This is a genomic window from Patulibacter medicamentivorans, assembly GCF_000240225.1.
Taxonomy (GTDB): domain Bacteria; phylum Actinomycetota; class Thermoleophilia; order Solirubrobacterales; family Solirubrobacteraceae; genus Patulibacter; species Patulibacter medicamentivorans.
The window spans coordinates 1-23,592 of sequence record NZ_AGUD01000304.1 but is presented as its reverse complement, the minus strand read 5'-3'; the positions used below and the strand labels follow the sequence as shown (position 1 = coordinate 23,592).

Sequence of the window (23,592 nt, the reverse complement as noted above, 5' to 3'; positions counted from 1 at the left end):
AGCGCCGTCCACCGCCGCCCCAGCCGCAGCGGGCCGAGGGCGCGGGCGCCCAGCCCGAGCCGGCGCGGCAGGCAATGGGGCTCGGTCGGCGCCGCCGGGGTCGCCGGCGCCGGCCGCGGATCGGGCCGGAACCGCCAGCCGCGCTCGACCAGCACCAGCTCCTCGCGCGTGATCCGCAGCGAGACCGGCTCGAACCGCCCCCGCGGCCCCTCGATCGCTCCGAACTGCTCGCGCGGGGTGTCGTCGATCCCCCGGCCGCGGACCTGCTGGCGGAGGCCGTCCAGGTGGTGCAGGGTGACCGTCCGCTGGTGCCCGCCCTCGCGGATCCGCAGCGTCGCCGGCGAGCAGTAGACGTTGAAGTCCTCCAGCGTCGCCTCGACCCCGGGGCCGCGCATCGTCCAGCGCTCGTCCTCGGACGGTCCCAGGTCGCGGGTCGAGCTGTCGCCGGGCGGGTTGTCGAGCGGCCGGCCCCGCAGCGGCAGGCCGGTCACGTGGAAGCGCCACGGCGCGGCGGCGGGGTCGGCGGTGTCACGCTCCCAGTAGCCGGTCCGGCCGTCCCGGCGACCCTCGACGCGCAGGATCCGGTGCTCGCCGCCGGTTCCGACCTTGTGGACCGAGATCGCGTCGGTGATCTCGCCCGGCACCTTCGGCTGCCGCCGCCACGGCTCGGCCGGCAGCTGGATCGGCGCGCCGGCGCCGCGGCCGCGCTGGTCGTCGTAGGAGTAGCGGAAGAAGACCGGATCCATCCCCGAGATGTCGAAGTCGAAGAGGCGCGTGAAGAGGTCGCCGTGGACGCCGACGACGAAGACGGTCGAGCCGCTCGTCGACAGCCCCCGCATCCGCAGCCGGCCGCGCTGCGGGCCGCACATCTCGTAGCTCTCGTCGCGCGGCAGCCACGGGTCCCAGAAGGTCAGCCGCTGACCGCCCGGCCGGATCCCCCAGATGTGCGAGACCTTGCCGTCGCCGATCGTCGTGCGGTTGCCGGCCGGGTCGGTCCAGTGGTCGTCCTCGAGCTTCGAGATCACGGTCCACGACCAGGCGACCGTCTCGGGCACCGCGTAGCCCGGCCCGAGCCAGAACGGCGTCCCCCAGCGCCCGCTCCAGTTCCACAGGTGCGGGTCCTTGAGCGCGTTGTCCATGGTGAAGATCCGGCGTCCGCCGTCGAGCGCGACCAGCTCGTCGTCGTCGGCCGCGATCCCGCTCAGGCGCCCGTCGATGCAGGGCGGAAGCGGCACCTGCCGCCACGGGTCCCCGCTCCCCCGCCCGCGCGCGAACAGCCGCCCGCGGTCGAGCGCGAACTCGAACAGCCGGTTGAAGCTCGTGGTCGACGTCCGCAGCGGCACCTGCGTCGGCAGTCGCCGCTGGTCGCCGAGCGGCCAGTCGGCCGGCATCGCGCTGCTCGCCGGGTCGAGCCGGAGCAGATCCGGCACGCCGACGGTGCTGACCGCGAGCAGCTGGCAGCTCTGCTCGCGCAGCAGCTCGTCGACCATCCCGGCCGGTGATTGGGCGACCGCCGGCGGCGCGAAGGCCAGCGGCAGCAGGCAGCAGAGCAGGGCGACCCGGCGAAGCACGTCGGCACGCTACCAGCGGTCGCGTCCGGCGGCGGGGGCGAACCGCGCCGCCTCAGGGCGCGCGCAGGTCGCCGCTGTCGAGCCGCTCGAGCACGCGGGTGGCGGCGCTCGCCGGATCGAGCTGGCGGCGGACGACCTGGTCCAGCAGCTCCTGGAAGCCGGCGTCGGCCTCGAGCGCCGCGTCGAGCCGCCGGCGCAGGCGGCCGGTGGTCAGCGCGAGCACCTCGTTGCGCAGGTTGCGGCTGCGCCGCTCGTCCAGCTGGCCGGCCGCCTGGATGTAGGCGCGGTGCTTGTCCAGCTGCTCGATCAGCTCGTCGGTGCCGATGTCGCGGTAGGCCTCGGTCTTGACGATCGGGACCCGCCACGAGCCCTTCTCGTGCTCGCCGAGCGACAGCACCGAGCGGACCTCGCGGACCATCGTGTCGGTCATCGGGTGGTCGGCCTTGTTGACCACGATGATGTCCGGGATCTCCATCACGCCGGCCTTCAGCGCCTGGATCGAGTCACCGCCGCCGGGGATCAGGACCAGGACCACGGTGTCGGCGTGGTCGATGATGTCGATCTCCGCCTGGCCGACGCCGACGGTCTCCAGGAAGACGTCGTCCTTGCCGGCCGCGTCCATCAGCAGCGCCGCCTGCAACGTCGCCTCGGAGAGGCCGCCGAGCGCCCCGCGGTTGGCCATCGAGCGGATGAAGACCTTCGGATCCAGGAAGTGATCGGAGAGCCGGATCCGGTCGCCGAGCAGCGCGCCCTTCGTGAACGGCGAGCTGGGGTCGATCGAGAGCACCGCGACCTCGCGGTCCTGTGCCCGGCGGGCCTTCGTCAGCGAGCTGATCAACGTCGACTTGCCCGCGCCCGGCGCTCCGGTCAGGCCCAGGACCGCGGCCCTGCCGGTGTGCGGGTAGACCTCGCGCACCAGCTCCCAGCCCCGCGGGTCGTCGTTCTCCACCAGGGTGATCGCGCGGGCGAGGGCGCGCTTGTCGCCCTGCAGCAGCCGCGCGGCGAGGCTCGTCTCGGTCGGCATCTGACGAGCAACCCTACCCGCGTCGTGGCGCCGCGGCCGCGCCGAGCGAGGCGATCCCGACCTTCGGCGGGATCGCGTCCGACGGGCCGCGCCCGGCAGCCGGCGGAGCGGCCGACTACGCTTGCCGCCGTGGCGCTCGACCCCACCCCCACGCCGCTCGACGTCCCGGCGCCGGCCGACGAGCTCGGTGCCCCGCCGGAGCTGCGGCGACCGCCGGAGCCGCCGCGCGGCGGACCGCTGGCGTTCCTGCGCTTCGCGCGCCGCAACGGGATGCTGCGCGTCGGCTACGTGCGCCTGGGCCTGCGGCTGCTGCGGCTGAAGCTGCGCTACGGGCGGCGGCTGCAGCTGGACGGCCCGGCCTTCGTCTGTCGCGGAGTCCACTTCGAGATCGGGCCGAAGGCGACCGTCCGGCTCGGGCGCTGGTCGTGGATCGGCGACGGCACGAAGGTCCGCTGCCACGAGGGCGAGGTCGTGATCGGCGCCAAGTCGGTGCTCGGCCAGGAGTGCACGATCAGCTGCTACGAGCGGGTCGAGATCGGCCGCGAGTGCATCATCGCCGACCGCTCGATGTTCATCGACTTCGATCACTCGGTCGCCTGGGTCGAGACCCCGATCCGGGCCCAGGGCATCTACACCCGTCCGGTTCGGGTCGGCCACAACGTCTGGATCGGCTACGGCGGCTGCGTCCTGCGCGGCGTCACCGTCGGCGACAACGCGGTCCTCGGGACCTACGGCGTCGCCACCCGCGACATCCCCGCCGACGCCGTCGCCGGCGGCGTGCCGGCGAAGGTGATCCGGATGCGCGAGGCGCCGCGGCGGATGCGCTGGGTCGACTGAGCCGTCGTCCCGCCCCGGGTTCGTGAGAGCCCGATGAGACTCCCCTGGCGACGACACCGAGGCGCGTGGAACGGTGGCCCCGTCCCACGTCCCTCCCCCGGGGGACGTCCGAAGAAGGAGCACCGCATGTCCCCCCGTCCCCGCAGCATCGGCCTGGCCATCGCCGGCGCCGTGCTGGCGTCGTCCCTGGTCCCAGCCGCCGCCTCCGCCGACCGGGTCACCTCGCCCCGGCCGTGGAAGGCGACCAACACGTACCTCGTCCGCCAGAGCCTCGACGGCCGCACCAGCCCCAAGCTCGAGCCGCGCGCCAAGGTCGATCACGTCCGCGCCGGCCAGTGGGTGCGGATCAGCTGCCAGACGACCGGCGAGAACGCCTACGGCTCCACGGTCTGGGACAAGGTCGGCGCCTACTACGTGCCCGACCACTACATCCGGACGTTCACCACCGGCTTCATCAAGGGCGCTCCGCGCTGCAAGGGCCCGGCCCCGCAGCCGCGCCCCAACTCGGCCCTCTACGACCAGGCCGCGGCGGCCGGCTTCGGCGGCCTGCCCGGCGGCTCGACGCGGATCAGCGCCAGCACCGGCGCCCGCAACCGCGACGACGGGATCGTGATCCTGCGCTGGTTCATCCCCAACCACGACGCCGGCGGCCGGCTGCTGGTCGGCGACGGCCGCGGGTTCTCGGGCGCCCCCGACGACGTCCACCGCTCGCGCGCCTACCTGGCCTGGAACACGAAGACCGGCGCGGTCACGTTCACCGTCACCCCGACGACGGTCTCGACCGCCCTGCCGCGATCGCTCAAGGGCCCGGGGATCTGCACCAAGTTCAAGATCCCCTACCCGTGCGTGAAGGACTACCCGCTGCCGCCGCGGATCCGGGGCGGGGAGCACATCCCGGCGCTGCCGATCTCGGTCAAGTCGAGCTTCGGCGACGTCCACTCGACCGACTGGCAGGCGCGCCACACCAACAACGTCGCGGTCCGCCGCGAGGGCAGCGGCCGCCTGCACGTCAAGGCGTCGCTGGTGAACTCGGTCACCAACGACTTCGTGGTCACCGCGGCCGGGCGCCGGATCGCGCCCGGCGCCTGGAGCGTCGACTACGACGTCACGCTCGAGCGGCGGCCGGCCGGCGGCTACGCGATCCGGGCGATCGGCAACGGCTACCCGGCGATCGAGGCCTACTACTACGGCCGCACGAACACCGTCGCCCACCGGCGGTTCCAGCGCAAGATCGACCCGGCGATGCGGCGGACCTGGCGCAAGGTCGGACCGCTGTCGCTAAACCCGCTGGTGCTCGACCCGGGTGGCGGCGTCGGCGCGCTCAACGAGTTCAGCTGGTTCACCTGCACCGATCGGTCCGACGGCGGCAGCTTCTGCGACAAGCGGGGCAGCAGCAAGGGCCAGTGGTTCGCGAAGGCCGGCGACTACACCACGACCGGCGGCGGCCCCGCCGAGTGATCCCGCCGAGGCCGGGGGCGGTCGCCGCCCCCGGCCTCAGCCGGCCTTGGTGGCCGTGATCATCAGGTTGTAGAAGACGCCCGCCGGCAGCCGGCCCTCGAGCAGCCGGCGGTCGAGCTGCTGGAAGAGCAGGTAGCCGCGGAAGGCGTAGCGGCGCCAGGCCCACGGGATGTCGTCCGGGTTCGCCGTCGCCTCCATCGCGCGGTTGAACCAGCCGAACCAGTTGGCGGCCAGCTCCTCGCCCTGGACGTCGACCGACGCGAAGCCGGCGGCGGTCGCCGGCTGGCGCAGCTCGACCGGGATGAAGGCGTGGACGTCGACGAGGTGCTCGAGCGCGTGGTTCTCCTCGCCCCCGTCGTCGTGGCCGGTCGACGCCGGCCCGGCGCCGACCAGGCGCCGCCAGAGCGGCGCGACCCGCAGCGCCGCGCCCTTGGGCACCGCCGCGAGCTTGTCGCCGTTGCGCGACGGCTCGCCCGCGAACAGCACCACGCCGCCCGGCCGCAGGACCCGGTGGAACTCGGCGAACGCCTTCTCCAGGTCCGGGATGTGGTGGAGGATCGCGTGCCCGCAGACGAGGTCGAAGCTCTCGTCCGGGAACGGCAGCTGCTCGGCCCCGGCGACCGCCGTCTCGACCTCGAGCCCGAGCGTCTCGGCGTTGCGCTCGAGCGCCGCGATCATGCCGGGCGAGATGTCGGTCGCGGTCGCGTGGCCGATCAGGCCCGCCTTCAGCAGGTGGAGGCTGAAGTAGCCGGTGCCGGCGCCGATCTCCAGCGAGCGCTCGAACCGCGGCGACGGCTTGCCCAGCAGCTTGTGGACCTTCTGCAGGACCTGGTCGCTGCCGACCTCGCCCCAATCGATCCCCCACTTGGCGTCGTAGTGCTCGGCCGCGCCGTCGTGGTAGCGGGTGTTGACGTCGCGGATGCGCTCGGCGGTCTCCGGCTCGGCCGCAGCGCTACCGGTGGTCGGAAAAGGGCTCATTGGTCGCCGCAGTCTACGCACCGGGCGCTCCCGGACCGCGCGACCGCCCACCGCCCGCGACCGTCGTGCGCCCGCCCCTCGCTAGATTGGCGGCGCATGCCCGTCGCCGAGACCCGCTACGTCCAGCGCAACCAGCCGCCCGGCGTCCCGCCGCTGGAGCTGACCGGTGAGCGGACCCTGCCCGACGTGCCGGAGGAGAACTACTGGTACCGGCGGCACCTGGTGGTCTACGAGTGGATCGCCGGCCGCGTCGCCGGCCGCCGGGCCGTCGACCTGGCCTGCGGCGAGGGCTACGGGTCCGACGTGCTGGCGCGGCAGGCGTCCGAGGTCGTCGGCGTCGACGCCAACCCCGAGGCCCACGAGCATGCCCGGCTGCGCTACGTCCGGGCCAACCTGCGGTTCGTGCGGACGCTGGTCGAGACCTACGACGAGCCGACCGACGTCGTCGTCTTCCTGCAGACGATCGAGCACGTCCAGGACCCCGACGCGATCCTCGAGCAGTTCAAGCGGCTGATCGGCCCCGAGGGCGAGGCCTACGTCTCGACGCCGAACCTGCTGACGCTGGCCCCCGAGGGCGCCGAGAAGTCCGAGAACCCGTGGCACGTCAAGGAGTACCGCGCCGACGAGTACCGCGAGCTGCTCGAGCGCCACTTCTCCCACGTCGAGATCTTCGGCCTCTTCCACACCCGCAAGCTGGCGATCCACCAGTTCGCGATCGAGAAGCTCGGCTGGGACCGGCTGCACAAGGCGCTGCGCTTCACCAAGCCGTTCTACGCCTGGTTCACGCCCGCGATCTCGGCCTCCGACTTCGCCCTGCGGACGGCCGCCGACGGCGCCGACCTGGACAAGGCGCTGGACTTCGTCGCCGTTGTGCGGCCTTGACGACCGGCGCACGGCCCCTCCCGCGATCGGCGACCACGGCATGAGCGGCGACGGTCGGCTGGCGGTCGTCCTGCACTCGCACCTGCCCTACGTCGAGGGCTTCGGCACCTGGCCGTTCGGCGAGGAGTGGCTGTGGGAGGCCGCGGCCACCTGCTACGTGCCGCTGCTGGAGCTCTTCGACCGGCGAGCCGATGCGGCGGCGCTGACGCTGTCGGTGACCCCGGTGCTGGCCGATCAGCTGGCCGCCGACGGCGTCGCCGACCGCTTCCGGGCCTTCCTCGACGACGTCCGCGAGGACACCTACCGCCGCGACATCGAGGGCCTGGAGGGCACCGGCTACCCGCGCGAGGCGCGCGCCCTGCGGACGCTGCGCGAGGTCTACCGGGGAGCGCGGGCGGCGATCGACGCCCGCGACGGCGACATCGCGGGCGCGCTGCTGGCCCACGCCACCTGGACCTCCTCGGCGACCCACGCCGTGCTGCCGCTGCTGGCCACGCCGGCCGGGCTGCGGGCCCAGGTCGAGGGCGGGATCGGCGCCCACCGCCGCCGCGCCGGGCACTGGGACGGCGGCTTCTGGCTGCCGGAGTGCGCCTACGACCCGGCCCTCGACGGCGCGCTCGCCGACGCCGGCGTGCGGACCACCTGCGTCGACCTGACCGACCTGCTCGGCTTCGGCGACCGGCGCCACCTGCAGCCGTGGGCGACCGCCGCGGGGACCACGCTGCTGCCGATCGACCGCTCGCTGATGGACCTGGTCTGGTCCGACGGGGCGATGCCCGCGGCCGCCGCCTACCGCGACAGCCACCGCCGGACGACCTTCGACCTGCTGCCGTGGGCCAACGACGGCACGCCGTGGGACCCCGAGCGGGCCCGCGCGCAGGCCCGGACCGATGCGGCGACCTTCGTCCGGGCCGCCCGCGAGCGGCTGCGCGACGGCGGGCTGGCCGTGATCGCGCTCGACACCGAGTTCCTCGGGCACTGGTGGATCGAGGGGCCGTGGTGGTTGGAGGCGCTGCTCGACGAGGCTCGCGGCCAGGGGCTCGAGATCGTCGACGCCGACCGGGCAGCCGCCGAGCTGCGCGCGGCCGGCCGGGTCGCTCCGCTGCCGGAGGAGGCTCGCCGCACCAGCACCTGGGGCACGCCACGGACCCTCTGGACGTGGAGCGGCCCGCAGGTCGCCGCGATGGCCCGCCGCGCCCGCCGGCTCGAGCTGCAGGTGGCGTCCCTCGGCAGCCGGGCGACCCCCCGCGCCTGGCGCGAGCTGCTCGCCGTCCAGTCCTCCGACTGGGCCTTCCTGCGGACCCGGGCGACGGCCGGCGACTATCCCGACCGTCGGTCGGATTCCCATGCCGAGGCGTTGGTCGCCGAGCTCCACGCGCTAGGGTCTGCGGCGCCCGCGCTGCGCAATCTCGCCCCCTTCCTGGACGGGACGGCAGCGCGCACCTGATCGGCATGCGCGTCCTCATCCTCAGCTGGGAGTACCCGCCGATCGTCGAGGGCGGCCTCGCCCGGCACGTCCACAAGCTCGCCACCAACCTGGCGCAGCAGGGGCACGAGGTCCACGTCCTGACCCGCGGCGACGCGGTCGTCAGCGCCGACGCGGTCCGCTCGCGCGTCGTCGTCCACCGGGTTCCCGAACCGGCCCGCCCGCGCGACCTCGACACCTTCATCGCCTGGATCGCGGACATGAACGACGACATGGTCGCCCGCGGCCTGACGCTCTGCGCCGAGCAGGAGTTCGACCTGGTCCACGGCCACGACTGGCTGGTCGGCTCGGCCGCCGACCGGCTCGCCCGCCACGCCGGCGTGCCGATGGTCGCGACGATCCACGCCACCGAGTACGGGCGCCACCAGGGCTGGGTCGACAAGCACCCGCAGAGCCACATCCACGGGATCGAGACCTGGATGGCCCGTCGCGCCGACCGGGTGATCGCCTGCTCGCACTACATGCGCGGGCACATCGCCGACATCTACCGGATCGACGAGTCGCGGGTGACGGTGATCCCGAACGGGATCGACGCCGCCGACCTGCGCCCCTCCGGCGACCTGGCGGCCGTCCGCGCCCAGTACGCGGCGCCGGACGAGCAGCTGGTCCTGCTCGTCGGCCGGCTGGTCTACGAGAAGGGCTTCCAGTTCGCGCTCGACGCGATGGGCGGCCCCGACGGGGTCATCGAGCGGGTCGGCAGGGTCCGCTTCCTCGTGGCCGGATCGGGCACCCACGAGCAGGAGCTGCACCGTCAGGCGGCCGAGCTGGGCCTCGACGCCCACGGCACCTTCCTCGGCTGGATCGGCGACGACGTCCTGCACACGCTCTACCGGATCTCGGACCTCTGCGTGGTGCCCTCGATCTACGAGCCGTTCGGCCTGGTCGCCCTCGAGGCGATGGCGTCGGGATGCCCCTGCATCGTGGCCGACTCCGGTGGCCTGCGCGAGGTCGTCCCGGACGAGGCCGTCGGGATGCGCTTCCCGTCCCGCGACCCGCGGGCGCTGGCCGACCTGATGGAGCGGCTGCTGACCGACCGCGAGCTGCGCGAGGGCGTCGTCGCCCGCGCCGCCGAGCACGTGCTGCGCTTCGACTGGGCCGAGATCGCCCGCGAGACGGCCGACGTCTACGCCGAGCTGGCCGGCCCCACCCGCCCGGCCGCCCTGCCGCGCGCCAGCCGCGCCGCCGGCTGAGGCCGCGCGCCGGACCGAACCGGTCGAGGACCGCGTCGGGTCCGCGTATGCTCGAAGGGCGATGAGCGATCGCGACGCCGACCTGCCGCTGTTCCCGCTCGGGATCGTGGCGCTCCCGGGCGAGGAGGTGCCGCTGCACCTGTTCGAGGAGCGCTACAAGGAGCTGGGCGCGCAGTGCATCGCCGACGATCGCGAGTTCGGGATCGTCCTGGTCGACGACGACGGCCCGCGCTCGGTCGGCTGCGCGATGCGGGTCACCGAGGTCCTCCAGCAGTTCGACGACGGCCGGATGGACATCATGACCCGCGGGACCCGGCCGTTCCGGGTCGTCGAGGAGCACCACCGGCACGCCTACGCCTCGGCCGAGGTCGAGTTCCTCGACGACGCCAGCGAGTCGCTCGACCACGACGCCGCGGCCGCCGTCCGCCAGGCCTACGCCTCGCTGGCGACCCAGGCCACCGAGCACGACGTCGCCCCGGCCGACCTGGCCGCCGCCAGCGCCTACGACCTGGCCGCGTCGGTCGAGTTCTCGGCCGAGGCCAAGCAGCAGCTGCTCGAGTCGCGCTCCGAGAACGCCCGCCTGCGCCAGCTGCTCGCCCTCCTGCGCTCGGCGCTCAAGCACCTCGAGTTCGCCGACCTGGCGAAGGTGCGCAGCGCGTCGAACGGGGTCGTGCGCTTCGAGTGACGGGGTCGTCGTCGGCGCGTGGGCGTGGACGGGTTGGCGTGGGCATGGGTCGTGGACCGGATCGACGGCGCGTCGGGGCGTGGTCGTGTCGGCCTCGGCGTGTGGCCGTGGTGGAGTTGCTCTGCTGGCGCTTGGGGGCTGGGTGCGGTCCTCCGAGCCGGCCCTCCGCCGACCTCTGGGATTCGGCCTGGAATCGGGTCCTGGTTCGGCTCCGGATAGTGCCGGCGGCGGATAACCCCGCCCAGCCCTTCATCGGTCACCGCTTCTGCCACGGGCGGATGCGATGGGGCCATCGTGGGCTGCGACGCGCAGCGGGTGCGGCCGGTGGGATCGGCGGCTGAGCGTGGCACTGGCGTGCGCGACGGACTGGGTGGGAGCAAGCCGCGTTGGGCGGAGCGTGGTCCCGGCCTCCGCTGGCTGCCGTCTCAGCGCGACGAACGAGCCAGCGCCGCCGACGCCCCCGCCTCGTCACCCCGACCCGGCCGACGCCCGGCGATGACGATGCCGATCACGACGAGCATCACGCCGCCGACGGCCGCCAGCGTGATCGGCTCGTCGAGGAACGCCGCGCCGTAGCCGAGCGCGAAGACCGGCGCGACGTACGTCACCAGGGCAGCGCGCGACGGCCCGACCTCGGCGATCAGCTGGAAGAAGATGACGAATGCGATCCCGGTCCCGATCGCGCCGAGCGCGGCCAACGCCAGCCAGGCCCCCGCGCCGTGGAGGGTCGGGCCGCCCTCGCCGGCGGCGGTCGCGACGAGCGCCACCGCGGTCGCGATCCCGGCCGCCCAGGTCAGGTTCGCCGCGGTCTGCGCCAGCGGCGTGCCGCCGGTGGCCCAGAGCCGGCTGAGGACCGCGCCGATGCCGTAGCCAAGCGGTGCCAGCAGGATCGCGATCCCGCCGATCAGCAGGTCCGAGCTGCCCGACAGGTCGGCTCCGAACAGCAGCACCACGCCGGCGAAGCCGACCAGCATCCCGACCAGCCCGGAGCGCCCGAGCCGCGTCGACGGGATCAGCAGCCGGGCGAAGAGGGCCGTGAACAGCGGCGCGGCCGCGACCAGGACCCCTGCCAGGCCGGACGCGACCCAGCGCTCGCCGAGCGAGATCATCGGCAGCGACAGGCCCGCGGTCGCGGCCCCGATCGCCAGCGTCCGCAGCGGGCTCGCGCGGAGCGGCCGCGGGCCCAGCCGGTGACGGGCGATCGCCACGACCACCGCGGCCCCGATCACCAGCCGCAGCGAGGCGATCCACTGCCACGCGAGCCCGTGGTCGAGGAGGACCTTGATCAGCGCGTAGCTACCGCCCCAAGTCGCGGCCAACGCGAGCAGCAGCAGGGACTGGCGACGGGACACCGGCCCAGCATCGCAAACCACGATCGGCGGATTCCGGCCGTCGCGTTCGCGATCCGGGTTCGAGCCCGCTGGCGGCTGCCTGCCCGCGCTTCGCCGTGCTCCGCGCGGAGAGCGCCTCAGGCGACCGCCACCGCACCGCCGCGCCGCGGATCCGCGGCCGCCGACAGCCGCCCGTCGCGCGGGTCGCGGCAGGCGATCTGGACGCCGCCGAAGAACAGGTTCGGCTCGCGGAACTCGACCACGGGGCGGCCGCCGGCCCAGCCGTGGCCGGGACCGACGGCGACGCCGGGCTCCAGGTAGACGACGCCCTCCTCCAGGTGCACGCGCGGCGCCTGGACCGCCACGACCGGCGACCGGCCGTGGTCGACCAGGCCGGCGATCACCTGCAGCAGCGCCGAGCGGATCCGCATCGACCCGGCCGACCCGAGGATCGCCTCGAGGCCGGCGGGCCCGAGGACCCCGCTCGGCGCCATCATCGACGGCAGCCGCCGCCCCGGCGGGAAGGGCGCCGGGCCGTCGGCCCGACCGCTCAGCTGCGGGTTCAGGTCCTCCTCCCCCATCACGTTGTTGAGGTGGATCCCGGTGCCGGGCACGACCAGGCCCGAGCCCTCGCCGTTGGTGCAGGTGATCGCGCAGCTGAGCCCGTCGGCGTCGATCACCGAGAGGTGGGTGGTCGACCCCAGGCGCAGCGCCAGCATCCGGTCCGCGAAGCCGGGCTCGGCGAGCCCGTCGACGAAGGCCACCGTCCGCTCGTCCTCGGCGGCGGCCATCGCCGCCACCAGCGCCCCGGCGTCGAGCGCCGCGGCCGGGCGAGCGTCCAGCCGGCCGAGCGCCAGCGCCAGCAGCAGCCCGCCGGCCGACGGCGGCGGCGTCGTCAGGACCGTCCGGTCGCGATAGGCCACCCGCAGCGGCTCGCGCTCGACGGCCCGGTAGCCGGCCTGGTCGGCCGCCGTCAGGCTGCCGCCGTGCTCGCGGCACCAGCCGACGCAGGCCGCCGCCAGGTCGCCGTCGCGCAGCGGATCGGCACCGTCGCGACCGAGCCGGGCGATCGTCTCCCCCAGCTCGGGGCAGCGGAAGCGGTCGCCCTCGGCCAGCAGCGGCCCGTCCGGCGCCCACAGCACCTGCGACTCGGGCGTCGATCGCAGGATCCCCTCGAGGATCGAGGCGACGTAGGCCTGCTGGCGGTTGAGCGCGACGCCGTCGTGGGCCATCCGCGCCGCCGGCGCCGCCAGCTCCTCCAGCGCGACCCGGCCGAACCGCTCGTGCAGCCGGACCAGCCCGTCGATCAGCCCGAACGCCCCGACCGATGCCGCGCCGACGTGGAAGACCTGGTGGGCGCCGCCGAAGTCGACCTGGACCGCCTGCAGCTCGGCCGGCGCCGCTCCCCCGGCCCCGGCGCCCGGAACCGCGCAGAAGGCGTCGATCGCCACCGGCGACCCGCCGGGCGGCACGGCCAGCAGGTGGCCGCCGGCCGCGGGACCGGTCAGCAGCGGCTCGCAGACCCAGGACGCCAGGACCGCCGCGACGGCCGCGTCGGCGGCGCTGCCGCCCTCGCGCAGGACCTGCGCCCCGACCTCGGCGGTGCGGGGATGGCCGGCAGCGACGATGCCCCGGGAAGACGGCATGGCGGCAGAGGATGACCGATGGGCGGGCGCCGGTGGGGAAGCTTCCCGCGCCCCAACGGCCGACGGCCCCTTGCGGGGCCGTCGAACGAGGACGCGGCGCCGGATCGCCGGCGTCGCAGAGGGAAGACCTGCCGCTCAGCGACCGTCGTGATGGAACTCGGGAACGCTCCAGCCGCTGGTCGCGGCCGCGGTCGAGGGACGGCTGGCGGAGACCGCCTGGCGCGGGGCGGCGTAGCTCTCGCGCGGGGCGCGGCGCTCGACCCGCGGCTCGCCGTCCGGCACGCGCACGCGGCGACGCTCCGGGACCTCGACTCCCCCGCCCTGCAGGTGCGGCTGGTGCTCGTAGCCGGTCGCGACCACGGTCACCCAGACCTCGTCGCCGAGCTTCTCGTCGACCATCGCGCCGAAGATGATGTTGGCCTCGGGGTGGGCGGCCTCGCGGATCGTCTCCGCCGCCTCGTTGATCTCCCACAGCGACAGGTCGCCGCCGCCGGTGATCGAGAGCAGGATCGCCTTGGCGCCGTCCATCGACGTCTCCAGCAGCGGGCTGGAGACCGCGCGCTCGGCGGCCTGGATCGCCCGCGACTCGCCCGTCCCGTGGCCGATGCCCAGCAGGGCGGCGCCACGGTCGGCCATGATCGTGCGGACGTCGGCGAAGTCGAGGTTGATCAGGCCCGGGACCGTGACCAGCTCGGAGATCCCCTGGACGCCCTGGCGGAGGATGTCGTCGGCGACCTTGAAGGCGTCGACCATCGAGGTGTTGCGCTCGAGCACCGACAGCAGCCGGTTGTTCGGCACGACGATCAGCGTGTCGACCTCGTTGGACAGCTCCTGCACGCCGGCGTCGGCGGACTCGGCGCGCCGCCGGCCCTCGAAGGCGAACGGCTTGGTCACGATGCCGACCGTCAGGGCGCCGAGCTCGCGGGCGATCCGGGCGACCACGGGGGCCGCGCCGGTGCCGGTGCCGCCACCCTCGCCGACGGCGATGAAGACCATGTCGCTGCCGCGCAGCGCGTCCTTGATCTCGTCGTACTGCTCCATCGCGGCGCTGCGGCCGACGTCCGGGTTGGCGCCGGCGCCGAGGCCGCGGGTGCTGGTGCGGCCGACGTGGATCGTGGTCCCCGCCAGCGACTCCTGGAGCGACTGGGCGTCGGTGTTGATCGACAGGAAGTCGACGCCGGTGATGCCCGCCTCGACCATCCGGTTGACGGCGTTCGTGCCGCCGCCGCCGACGCCGACGACGCGGATCGACGGGCCGCCGGTCATGTGCATCGGCTGGCGGCGCTCGCCCCAGGCCTCGACGGTCGCGGCGGTCTGCTCGACCAGCGGCACCGCGGCCGGGGCCAGCTCGGCCGGGCTCGGCTCGACGTCGGCGAGCCCGAGGATCTGGGCCGGATCGGCGTCGAGGCCGACCTTCGCCGGGTAGCGGCTGTCGGTCGGGATCGCGCCGCCGTCGGCGATCGCGTCAGCCGGAGCGTCGGTGCGGCGGAAGAGGTCGGCCAGCGGACCTTCGCGGAGGCTGGAACGGTTGTGCTGCGGGCTCATGAACGGAGCACCTCCTGGGCGAGGTCGCGGTAGGACTGGGCGGCGAGGCTGTCGGGGTCGTACCGGAGCACGGACATGCCCTTCACGGGCGCCTCGGCGAAGCGGATGGTCTTCTTGACGCGGGTGACGAACAGGCGATCGCCGAAGTGCTCCTCGAGCAGCTCCAGCGCCTCCTGGGCGTGGACGGTGCGGCGGTCGAGCATCGTCGGCAGGATCCCCTGGATCTCGAGCTTCGGATTGAGCTGCTCGCGCACCATCTCGACGGTCTGGCGCAGCTGCGCCAGGCCACGCAGCGACAGGTACTCGGCCTGGACCGGGACGATCACCTTGTCGGCCGCGCAGAGCGCGTTGATCGTCAGCAGCCCGAGGCTGGGCGGCGTGTCGATGCAGACGTAGTCGTAGAGGTGGGAGACCGCTCGCAGCGCGCGCTCCAGCGCCCGCTCGCGCCCGATCATCGCGGCCATCGCGACCTCGGCCGAGGCCAGGTCGATCGAGGCGGCAGCGACGTCGATCTCGGCGCTGTGGGTGACGTCCGCGATCGGCCGTCCCTGCACCAGCACGTGGTACATCGACGGGTCGACGTGGTCGGGGTCGAGGCCCTGCGACATCGTCAGGTTGCCCTGCGGGTCGAGGTCGATGGCGAGGACGCGGTGGCCCTTCTCGGCCAGGGCGACGGCCAGGTTGAGGGTCGTGGTGGTCTTCGCCACCCCGCCCTTCTGGTTGGCCATGACGATGACGATCGGCCGCTGGGACGCCGAGGCGTCGGGCGGCGGGTGTGGTGTGGCTGCGAGATCCGACACGGGTTCTTCCTGCGGGCGTCTTGGACTGCCTGCGCTCCGGGGGTTCGCCGAGCAGGCGGCCGTTCCTCCCCGGCGATCGCGGTTCGTCGCCGGTGGCCGCGGCGGCGTCCGGCGGGGCGACGGCGCTCGACGGCACGCGCCGCTGCGGGAGGATGGTGCGATGTCGTCGCCGCGCCCCTCCCGCCCCCGCTCCTCGCCGGCCCGCTCGTCCGGGCGCTCCGGCGCCCGCCCGGCGATCGCCGCCGGCGCCACCGCGCTGGCGCTGCTGCTCGTCCCGTCGGTCGCCTCGGCGAGGATCGTCCCCGGGTCCTCGATCGCGGGCGTGAAGCTCGGCGCGAGCGTCGAGGACGTCCGCGGCGTGCTCGGCACGCCGCGGCGGATCAGCCACCCGAGCAACGAGATCACCGGCACGACGACGGTCTACGCCTACCGCGGCCTGACGGTCACGTTCGGACCGGGGAGCGCCGCCGAGGCGACCGTGATCGCGGTCTCCAGCGGTCGCCGGGCGGAGCGCACCGCCCGCGGGATCGGCGTCGGCTCCTCGCGCGGCGCGCTCCGCCGCGCCTACCCCAAGGTCCGCTGCGAGGCCGTCGGCCGGCGCGCCGTCTGCACCCTCGGCGCGCTGAGGCCCGGCGCCCGGGTGACGACCTTCCGGATCGCGGCCAGCAACCGGGTCGGCCGGGTCGAGGTCGGCCTCGTGATCGACTGACCGCTCGCGCACGGGCACGGCCGGGGCCCGGGGGTCCCGGCACCCGCGTCGCGTAGGATCGCCAGCGGATGCCAGGCGAGCTGCTGCACCGGCGACTGATCGTGGTCACCGGCAAGGGCGGGGTCGGCAAGTCGACCGTCGCCGCCGCCCTCGGGGTCCTCGCCGCACGCCAGGGCCGCCGGACGGTGATCGCCGAGGTCGGCCGGCGCGGCGACGTCGCGGCGACCCTCGACCCGGCCGCCGGCCTGGCGCCGGGCGAGTCCGCCGGCGAGGACGACGATCGCTTCGACGAGCGGCGCCTGCCCGGCCCGTGGGGCGACCGCCTCTGGCACGTCTCCGTCTCGCCGGAGGCGGCGCTGCGCGAGTACCTGCGCGACCAGCTGCCGATCGGGCCGCTCGCCGAGCTGCTGCGCTCCAGCCGGCTCTTCACCGGGCTGGCCGCCGCGACTCCCGGGATGCGCGAGCTGCTGGCGATGGGCAAGGTCTGGGAGCTGTCGCAGCCGCGACGGCGGACGCCCGGCGCCGAGCCGTACGACCTGTGCGTGATGGACGCCCCGGCCAGCGGCCACGCCGCGACGATCCTCGGCGCGCCGGCGCAGTTCGCCGCCACCGCCCGCGTCGGCCCGGTCGCCCGCCAGGGCCAGCAGATCGGCGCCACGATCATCGATCCCGCCCAGACCGCGATCGTCGTCGTCGCGACGGCCGAGGAGCTGCCGGTCTCCGAGGCGCTCGAGCTGCAGGGCGCGCTGCGCCGCGGCGCGGCCGTCGACGTCACGCTCGGCGTCGCCAACGGCCTGCTCGCCGACCGCTTCAGCGCCGCCGACCGTCAGCTGCTGGCGACCGCCGGCGACGATCCGGCGATCGTCGCCGCCCGCGGCCACGCCGAGCGCGCGCACGATCAGCAGCGTCAGCTGGCGCGCCTGCGGCGCGAGGCCGTCGCCCCGGTCGTGACGCTGCCGCTCGTGCCGTCCCGCCGCCTCGGCCCGGACCAGATCGGCGAGCTGGCCGACCGGCTCGAGAGCGGCCTGCGGCGGATCGGCGCCGAGAGCGGCACCGCGACCCGGGGAGCGGCGTGAGCGACCGGACCCTGCTGGAGCGGCTGGACGGGGCGCAGGTCGTCGTCTGCGCCGGGCCCGGCGGCGTCGGCAAGACGACCACGGCGGCGGCGCTCGGGCTGGCGCTCGCGCGCGACGGCCGGCGGGTGGCCGTGGTCACGATCGATCCGGCGCGGCGGCTGGCCGACGCGCTCGGGCTCGGGACGCTCGGCAACGACCCGGAGCGGGTCCCGGCGGCGGCGCTCGACGCGCTCGGGGTCGTCCCACCGGGCGAGCTGTGGGCGATGATGCTCGACCCCAAGCGGACCTTCGACGCGCTGGTCCGCGAGCTGAGCCCGGACGAGGCGACCAGCGATCGGGTCCTGGCCAACCCGCTCTACCGCCAGATCTCGACCGCGGCCGGCGGCAGCCACGAGTTCACCGCCGTCGCGCGGCTGCACGACCTGCACCGCGACCCGCGCTTCGACGTCGTGGTGCTCGACACGCCGCCGTCGCGCAACGCGCTCGACTTCCTCGACGCGCCGGACCGGATCGCCGGATTCCTCGAGGGGCGGGCCGTGCGGGCGCTGCTCGGCCAGGGCCGGGGCGGGATCGCCGCCCGCGTCGCGCGTCGCGGGACGGGACTCGCGCTCGGAGCGCTGCAGCGGCTGACCGGCGTCGACCTGCTGCGCGACCTGGCGACCTTCTTCGAGGCGCTCGGGCCGCTGACCGAGGGCTTCGCCGCCCGCGCGACCGCGGTCCGGACGCTGCTGCGCGACCCCGCCACCCGCTTCGTCGTCGTGACCTCCCCGGCACCGGTCGCCGCCGGCGAGGCGGTCTTCTTCCGCCGTCACCTGCGCGACGTCGAGATGCCGTTCACCGGCCTGGTGATCAACCGCGTCAGCGTCGTCGCCGAGCCGGACCAGGACCGCGACGGGGCGACGGTCGCCGGCGAGCTGACGGCGGCCCTCGGCGAGCAGCTGGCCGCCCGCGTCGGGCGCACGTGGGACGAGCACCGGCGGCTGGCCGAATGCGACCGCGAGATCGTCGCCGAGCTGGCGCGCACGGTCGGCGACCGGCACCCGACCGTCGTCCCGACCTTCGACCACGAGGTCTTCGACCTGCCGGCGCTGGCGGCCGTCCGCGACGCGCTCGCGGCCCGCTAGGTCGGCCCACCGATTCGGGACGTCAGGCGTCCCGTTCCGGCGTCGGTCAGCCGTTCGCCGCCACCGGCCACGGTCCCGTGGCGTCATCGTCGTCGTCCGAGCGCTCCGCCAGCTGCGGCTCGTCCCAAGTCTGCTCCAGCCACAGGGCCTCGCGGTCGGCCTCGGCCAGGCGCTCGTCGTGGAGCAGCTCGTCGACGTCGATCGGCGGCGCCTCGTCGACGGCGTCGGCGGGCGTCCACGCGACCGCCGGGCCGATCACCGCGGCGGGGCCGTCGCCCTCGGCCGACGGGGCCCCTGCGGGAGGAGCGTCGTCGGCCGGCGCCTCCACGGGGCCGCGGTCGTCGGCGACCGCGCTCAGCGGGCCCCGGCCCCGGCGGTCGGTGACCAGGATCGGCGGGCGATCGCCGGTCGGTTCGTCCTCGTGCGGCGGACGCGCGGCGGCCGGCTCGTCGGCGGACGCCTCGTCGGACCAGATCCGCGCCTCGCCGGTCCACTCGCCGGACGCCGTGCGATCGCCGGCGTGCTCCTCCTGCCAGCGGTGTCGGGCGTCGTCCTCCGGGTCGGCGGTGTCCTCCACGTCGGCGGCCTCCGCCAGGCGCGACGGTGCTCCGCGCGGAGCGACGGCGCGCGGCTCGTCCTCCCAGCGGTCGTCCTCCTCGAGCTGGACGTCCCCGTCCATCTCGTCCTCCGGCTCGTCCCAGCGATCGTCGCGGGTGGCTCCCTGCCGCGTCTGCTCCCAGCGCGCCGCCACGCCGGCGTGGCGCGGCTGCTGCTCGCGCCCGGCCAGCGGCCGGCGGACCGCCGCCAGCACGCGCTCGCGGAGCTGCCCGCGGGCGTCCTCGGGCTCGTCGACGACGCCGTCGAGGACCTCGTCCGCGACCACGACCAGATCGCCGCTCAGGTGCCCGCAGACGCAGTCGCGCAGGACCGCGCGCAGGCAGTCGGCCAGCTCGTCGACGCGCTCGGGCAGGTCCTTGCCGACCCGCCGGCTGCCGGCCATCACGTCCTGCTCCGTCAGCGCCAGCGCGGCGAGCCGGCGGGCCAGCCCGGCCCGCTCCGCGTCCGGGGCGACCAGCGCCGCCAGCCGCCCGGCCAGGCGACCGCTGCGCGGCCCCTCGGGCTCCAGCAGCGCGCGGCCGGCCAGCAGCAGGTCGCTGAGCGCCTCCTCGGGCCGGTCGCGATCCAGCCCGAGCGTCCAGCGGCGCAGCGCCCAGGCCACGTCGCCCTGCTCCGGCAGCCGCCGGGCGACCAGCTCGACGAAGGTCTGCAGGTCGGGGACGTCGTCGACGCCGAGCACCACGTGGCCGTGGGCGGTGAAGGTGCCGCCGAGCGCCATCGCCCGCCACGGCCCGTCGGCCGGCCGCAGCCAGACCAGCGGACCGGCCGCCGGCGACGCGCCCGGGCAGTGCAGCCGCAGCGCCGTCACCAGCCGCCGCGCCGCCTCTCTCGCCCGCCGCGGCGTGTCGGGCGATCCCGGACGGGCGCCCCAGCGGAGGGTGGCGACCGCGTCGGCCGGTGTGCCGTCGGGGCCGGCCAGGGCCGCGTCGGGGACCTCGCCCCGCAGCGTCTCGGGCTGCTGCAGCGCCACCCCGCGCGTGATCGCGACCGTCCCGATCGTGATCTCGACCCCGGTCAGGGGGATCGCCACCACCGTCTCGGTCGCGTCGCTCGTGAGGACCGCGTCGAGCTCGGCGAACGCCCGGTCGAAGTGCTCCGCCTGGACGTCGAAGTCGGGGGCGTCCTCGAACAGGCGCTCGAGGAACTGGCGCACGGCGAGCGCCGCCCGCGCGTGCGGATCGGCCGGCGGCCGCGAGACCCCCCGCGCCTCCAGGTAGGCCTCGACGCCCCAGGCGGCGACCATCGCGTGCGCCGCCTCGGCGACGGCGGGCAGCCGCCCGAGGACCTCGGCGTGGCGCTCGACGTAGAGGCCGACGAGCGGGCGGTACGAGTAGAGGGTCGGGGCGTCGACCCGTCGAGCCGAGCCGCGGGTGTGCTCGAGCAGCTCGAAGGGGACCTCGTCACCGTCGTCCACCCGCCCGGCGAGCTCGCGCCCGGCGTGGAGCGCCGCCGTGCGGAGGGCGGCATGCAGCTGGGGATGGCGCATGGTCGCGCCGTTCGCCCCGCCGGCCGGGCCTCCTCGCCGCTGGGCGCGGTCCTGCAGCCGCGGCGGCGGCCGGGCTTGGCGGACGCCACGTCCGGCTACGATGAGGGAGATGACGGCCACCGACGCAACGACGGCGTGGCGCCGGCGAGCCGAGGAGCGCCTGGCGGACGCCGGCTATCGCCGGGGCGGCGCGCGGACCACGCTGCTGGACCTGCTCGACGCCCAGCGCTGCGCCCGGACCGTGCTCGAGATCGAGGAGGAGCTGCGCGCCCAGGACCGCACGGTCGGCCGCGCCAGCATCTACCGCGTGCTCGACGAGCTGGAGCAGCTGCACCTCGTCCAGCGGATCGAGGTCGGCCAGGGGATCGCCCGCTACGAGCGGCTGGCCCCCGACCACCACCATCACCACCTGGTCTGCCAGCAGTGCGGGGCGGTCGTCCCGTTCACCGACGACGGCCTCGAGCGCTCGATCGACCGCCTGAGCCAGGCGGCCGGGTTCGAGATCACCGGGCACGACGTCGTCCTGCACGGGCGCTGCGCCGCCTGCCGGGCCGCGGCCTAGCCGGCAGGAGGACGGGCCGGCGGGACGAAGGACGCGGCGATGGCCGCCGACCACCGTTCCTCGCCCCTGCGCACGCTCCTGACCAGCCGCGCGGGACGGGCGCTCGTCGGCGCCGTCGGCCTGGTCGGGATCCTGACGGTGATCGGGCTGGTGGTCCTGTGGCCGGACGGCAGCGGCCCCAAGATCGAGGGCGGCGCCCAGCGGACCGTGGCCGCGACGGTCGCCCGCGTCACCACCAGCTCCTGCGGCGGCCCGACCGAGCAGCGCTGCGCGACCGCGCACCTGCGGATCACCGAGGGCGACGACCGCGGGCGCAGCGTGCCGGTCGTGCTCGGGCCGCCCGAGGTCAGCCCGGACCTGCAGCCGGGGGACGACGTCCGCGTCGCGCCCCAGCCGACCGGGCCGGACCGGGACGCCGCCGTGCTCGCCGGCGAGGGACCGGCCTACTCGTTCGTCGGCGTCGACCGCCACGGCTCGCTGCTGTGGCTGGCGATCCTGTTCGCGCTGCTGGGCGCGTTCGTCGCCCGCGGCCGCGGCCTGCTGGCCCTCGGCGGGACGGCGTTCAGCATGGCGCTGGTCGTGCTCTGGCTGGTGCCGGCGATCCTCGACGGCGGCTCGCCGGTGCTGGTCGCCGTCGTCGGCGCCCTGGCGGTGATGTTCATCACCACCGTCCTGACCTACGGCATCACCACCCAGAGCCTGGCCGCGGTGACCGGGATCGGCATCTCGCTGGTGGCCGCCGGCCTGCTCGGCCTGCTCTGGACCGACCTCGCCGCCCTCGACGGCAAGGACGGCGAGCTGAGCTCCTTCTCGCTCCAGAGCGGCGGCCACCTGCCGCTGCAGGGGATCCTGCTGGCCGGGATGGTGATCGGCGCGCTCGGGGTGCTGACCGACACGGTCGTCTCGCAGGTCTCGACGGTCGCCGCCCTGCACCGGACCGACCCGTCGCTCCCGGCCCGCGGGCTCTACCGCGAGGCATTCGCGGTCGGCCGCGACCACCTGTCGGCGACGATCCACACCCTGGTCCTGGCCTATGCCGGCGCGACGCTGCCGATCCTGCTGATCGTGTCCGCCAACGGCGTCTCGTTCGGCGACGCGATCAACGACACGCGGCTGGCCGAGCCGATCGTGTCGACGCTGGTCGGCAGTGCCGCGCTGATCCTGGCGGTGCCGCTCTCGACCGCGCTGGCGGCGCTGCTGGTGGGGCGGGTGCCGACCGCCGCGCTCGGCGACGGTCACCACCACCATCACCACTGATCCGCCGGGGTCAGCCGACGCCGCGCAGGTAGCGGCGCGGGGACTGGAAGAGCTTGCCGCCCGAGCGGGCCTGCGCGACGACCCGCTGGATCCCCGTCCGCCGGACCGGGACCCGGAGCGTGAACCGCGATCCGTCGAGCTTCAGCTTGCGGCGGTAGACCACGGGGTAGCTCGTCCGGGTCTTGCGCTGCTGGATGATGATCTCGATCGCGTCGACGCCCTGCGCTCGGCCGGAGACCTTGACCGTGTTGCCCTTGCGGACGTGCCGGGCAGGCTGCGTGAGCGAGAACCGCGGCTGGATCCCGGGCGTCGCCTGGCGCGACGTCACGCCGCCGGATCGTGCGCGGACGGGGCTGGCGCGCTTCCAGCTGACGCCGACGTCCCAGTTGCCGTTGCCGTCGGTCGTCGTCGACCCCATCGGCACCCACGCGCCGCTCGGGCTCTTCTTCTCGACCACGACCTGCGCCCCGCCGACCCCGGCCGAGCCCACGGCCAGCCGGCCGCTGACCGACAGCGAGCCGCCGTACGGGACCAGCGTCGACGGGACCGTCAGCGAGAGCGTCGTCGGGGGCGCCGCCGCCGACCCGCCGACCCGCGAGCGCAGGTTGGGCAGCTGGCCGTAGAGGGTGCGCCCGGGGCAGTCGGTCGAGCAGCCGTCCTGGTGGCCGCTGACGCGGTTCATCGCGACCGTCGCGCCCTTCGCCCACCGGTTGCCCGCGCCGCCGGACGAGACCAGCGAGACGGTCCCGGCGGTCGCCACGCCGTGGAGCGCGAGCTTCCAGCGGATCAGCGCCGCGACCGCGTTCAGCGCCGCGTCCGGGGCCGCCTCGGACTCGAAGGTGCCGATGATCGCGATCCCGGTCGAGAAGCTGTTCCAGCCGACCGCCTGGGCGCCGATGACCGGGCGGTCGATGCCCCCGGCGCGGCCCTCGAAGATCTGCCCGTAGCGATCGACGAGGAAGTTGTAGCCGATGTCGCTCCAGCCGTTGGAGTCCATGTGGTACTCGGCGATCGCGCGGACGATGCCGGCGCTCTGCTCGGGCTGGTACGTGTTGCCGTTGACGGTGTGGTGGACGAACGCGACCTGGACCTGCCCCATCGAGGGCGAGGACTTCGGCTTCAGGTTCCCCGCCCACGCGGACCGCGGGATGATCGTCGGCTGGGTGGCCCGCGGCGTCGCGGCGTCGCCGGTGACGGCTCGCGGGGCCGCCACGTGGACGCCGCCGTCGGCGATCGCCCGCGCGCTCGCCCGGGCGGCGTCGCGCTTGACCGCGCCCGGGATCGCGAGCAGCTCGAGCACCAGGTCGCGCGGCGGCCGGCGACGCGC

At 75.1% G+C, this 23,592-nt stretch carries 20 protein-coding genes; 11 read left to right on the top strand and 9 right to left on the bottom strand.

The window, feature by feature from the left end:
• Together PAI11_RS25025 and meaB are read right to left on the bottom strand one after the other, a co-directional pair.
• On the bottom strand, window positions 1-1,571 hold a 1,571-nt coding region (locus tag PAI11_RS25025), incomplete at its 3' end, for a hypothetical protein (protein WP_050897357.1).
• 52 nt (window positions 1,572-1,623) lie between these two features.
• Window positions 1,624-2,595, bottom strand: coding sequence for a methylmalonyl Co-A mutase-associated GTPase MeaB (gene meaB, locus PAI11_RS21765; RefSeq protein WP_007578759.1), 972 nt, complete (start codon window positions 2,593-2,595; stop codon window positions 1,624-1,626).
• A gap of 129 nt (window positions 2,596-2,724) precedes the next feature.
• Here meaB and PAI11_RS21760 point away from each other — a divergent pair, with 129 nt between their 5' ends.
• Together PAI11_RS21760 and PAI11_RS21755 are read left to right on the top strand one after the other, a co-directional pair.
• Window positions 2,725-3,432, top strand: a complete 708-nt coding sequence (locus PAI11_RS21760) for an acyltransferase (RefSeq protein WP_244406582.1) — start codon at window positions 2,725-2,727, stop codon at window positions 3,430-3,432.
• Window positions 3,433-3,558: 126 nt separating this feature from the next.
• A complete protein-coding gene (locus PAI11_RS21755; RefSeq protein ID WP_007578757.1) occupies window positions 3,559-4,890 on the top strand; it encodes a hypothetical protein in 1,332 nt (443 codons plus the stop codon).
• 36 nt (window positions 4,891-4,926) lie between these two features.
• Here the strand turns inward: PAI11_RS21755 and PAI11_RS21750 are convergent, their stop codons facing one another.
• Complete coding sequence (locus PAI11_RS21750; protein WP_007578756.1) at window positions 4,927-5,868, bottom strand: class I SAM-dependent methyltransferase; 942 nt, start codon at window positions 5,866-5,868, stop codon at window positions 4,927-4,929.
• Window positions 5,869-5,964: 96 nt separating this feature from the next.
• On the opposite strand from PAI11_RS21750, the gene PAI11_RS21745 reads away from it, so the two are divergent.
• From PAI11_RS21745 to PAI11_RS21730, 4 genes are all read left to right on the top strand, one after another.
• Window positions 5,965-6,750, top strand: a complete 786-nt coding sequence (locus PAI11_RS21745; RefSeq protein WP_007578754.1) for a class I SAM-dependent methyltransferase — start codon at window positions 5,965-5,967, stop codon at window positions 6,748-6,750.
• Between the two features lie 40 nt (window positions 6,751-6,790).
• Entirely contained in the window at window positions 6,791-8,197 is a 1,407-nt protein-coding gene (locus PAI11_RS21740) for a 1,4-alpha-glucan branching protein domain-containing protein (protein ID WP_007578753.1), read from the top strand.
• Between the two features lie 5 nt (window positions 8,198-8,202).
• On the top strand, window positions 8,203-9,426 hold the full coding sequence (locus tag PAI11_RS21735) for a glycosyltransferase family 4 protein (protein ID WP_007578751.1): 1,224 nt from the start codon (window positions 8,203-8,205) through the stop codon (window positions 9,424-9,426).
• A 61-nt stretch (window positions 9,427-9,487) separates the two neighbouring features.
• Window positions 9,488-10,111 (top strand): LON peptidase substrate-binding domain-containing protein, encoded by a 624-nt coding sequence (locus PAI11_RS21730; RefSeq protein ID WP_007578749.1) that lies wholly within the window; start codon window positions 9,488-9,490, stop codon window positions 10,109-10,111.
• A 425-nt stretch (window positions 10,112-10,536) separates the two neighbouring features.
• Here PAI11_RS21730 and PAI11_RS27610 read toward each other — a convergent pair whose 3' ends face one another.
• From PAI11_RS27610 to PAI11_RS21710, 4 genes are all read right to left on the bottom strand, one after another.
• Window positions 10,537-11,463, bottom strand: a complete 927-nt coding sequence (locus PAI11_RS27610) for a DMT family transporter (RefSeq protein WP_040601344.1) — start codon at window positions 11,461-11,463, stop codon at window positions 10,537-10,539.
• Window positions 11,464-11,579: 116 nt separating this feature from the next.
• Window positions 11,580-13,088, bottom strand: a complete 1,509-nt coding sequence (locus PAI11_RS21720; RefSeq protein WP_007578745.1) for a gamma-glutamyltransferase — start codon at window positions 13,086-13,088, stop codon at window positions 11,580-11,582.
• A gap of 135 nt (window positions 13,089-13,223) precedes the next feature.
• A complete protein-coding gene (ftsZ, locus tag PAI11_RS21715; protein ID WP_007578743.1) occupies window positions 13,224-14,633 on the bottom strand; it encodes a cell division protein FtsZ in 1,410 nt (469 codons plus the stop codon).
• The gene (locus PAI11_RS21710; RefSeq protein ID WP_138974476.1) at window positions 14,630-15,361 is read right to left on the bottom strand and encodes a ParA family protein; all 732 of its coding nucleotides are present in this window, start codon (window positions 15,359-15,361) and stop codon (window positions 14,630-14,632) included. Before PAI11_RS21710 ends, ftsZ begins: the two co-directional genes overlap by 4 nt.
• Before the next feature lie 232 nt (window positions 15,362-15,593).
• On the opposite strand from PAI11_RS21710, the gene PAI11_RS21705 reads away from it, so the two are divergent.
• From PAI11_RS21705 to PAI11_RS21695, 3 genes are all read left to right on the top strand, one after another.
• Complete coding sequence (locus PAI11_RS21705; RefSeq protein WP_007578739.1) at window positions 15,594-16,142, top strand: hypothetical protein; 549 nt, start codon at window positions 15,594-15,596, stop codon at window positions 16,140-16,142.
• 68 nt (window positions 16,143-16,210) lie between these two features.
• Window positions 16,211-17,218, top strand: coding sequence for an ArsA family ATPase (locus PAI11_RS21700; RefSeq protein ID WP_050897356.1), 1,008 nt, complete (start codon window positions 16,211-16,213; stop codon window positions 17,216-17,218).
• A complete protein-coding gene (locus PAI11_RS21695) occupies window positions 17,215-18,342 on the top strand; it encodes an ArsA family ATPase (RefSeq protein ID WP_040601343.1) in 1,128 nt (375 codons plus the stop codon). Before PAI11_RS21700 ends, PAI11_RS21695 begins: the two co-directional genes overlap by 4 nt.
• A 46-nt stretch (window positions 18,343-18,388) precedes the next feature.
• On the opposite strand, the gene PAI11_RS21690 is transcribed toward PAI11_RS21695, so the two are convergent.
• On the bottom strand, window positions 18,389-20,446 hold the full coding sequence (locus tag PAI11_RS21690) for a chromosomal replication initiator protein DnaA (protein WP_040601342.1): 2,058 nt from the start codon (window positions 20,444-20,446) through the stop codon (window positions 18,389-18,391).
• A 109-nt stretch (window positions 20,447-20,555) separates the two neighbouring features.
• On the opposite strand from PAI11_RS21690, the gene PAI11_RS21685 reads away from it, so the two are divergent.
• Both PAI11_RS21685 and PAI11_RS21680 read left to right on the top strand, forming a co-directional pair.
• Window positions 20,556-21,008 carry a Fur family transcriptional regulator gene (locus PAI11_RS21685; RefSeq protein WP_007578735.1) on the top strand — a complete coding sequence of 151 codons (453 nt, stop codon included), beginning with the start codon at window positions 20,556-20,558 and terminating at the stop codon, window positions 21,006-21,008.
• A 39-nt stretch (window positions 21,009-21,047) separates the two neighbouring features.
• A complete protein-coding gene (locus tag PAI11_RS21680) occupies window positions 21,048-22,265 on the top strand; it encodes a YibE/F family protein (protein ID WP_007578733.1) in 1,218 nt (405 codons plus the stop codon).
• 10 nt (window positions 22,266-22,275) lie between these two features.
• Here the strand turns inward: PAI11_RS21680 and PAI11_RS25020 are convergent.
• Window positions 22,276-23,592 (bottom strand): peptidoglycan recognition protein family protein (locus PAI11_RS25020; protein ID WP_170320772.1); only part of this gene is annotated, 1,317 nt, incomplete at its 5' end.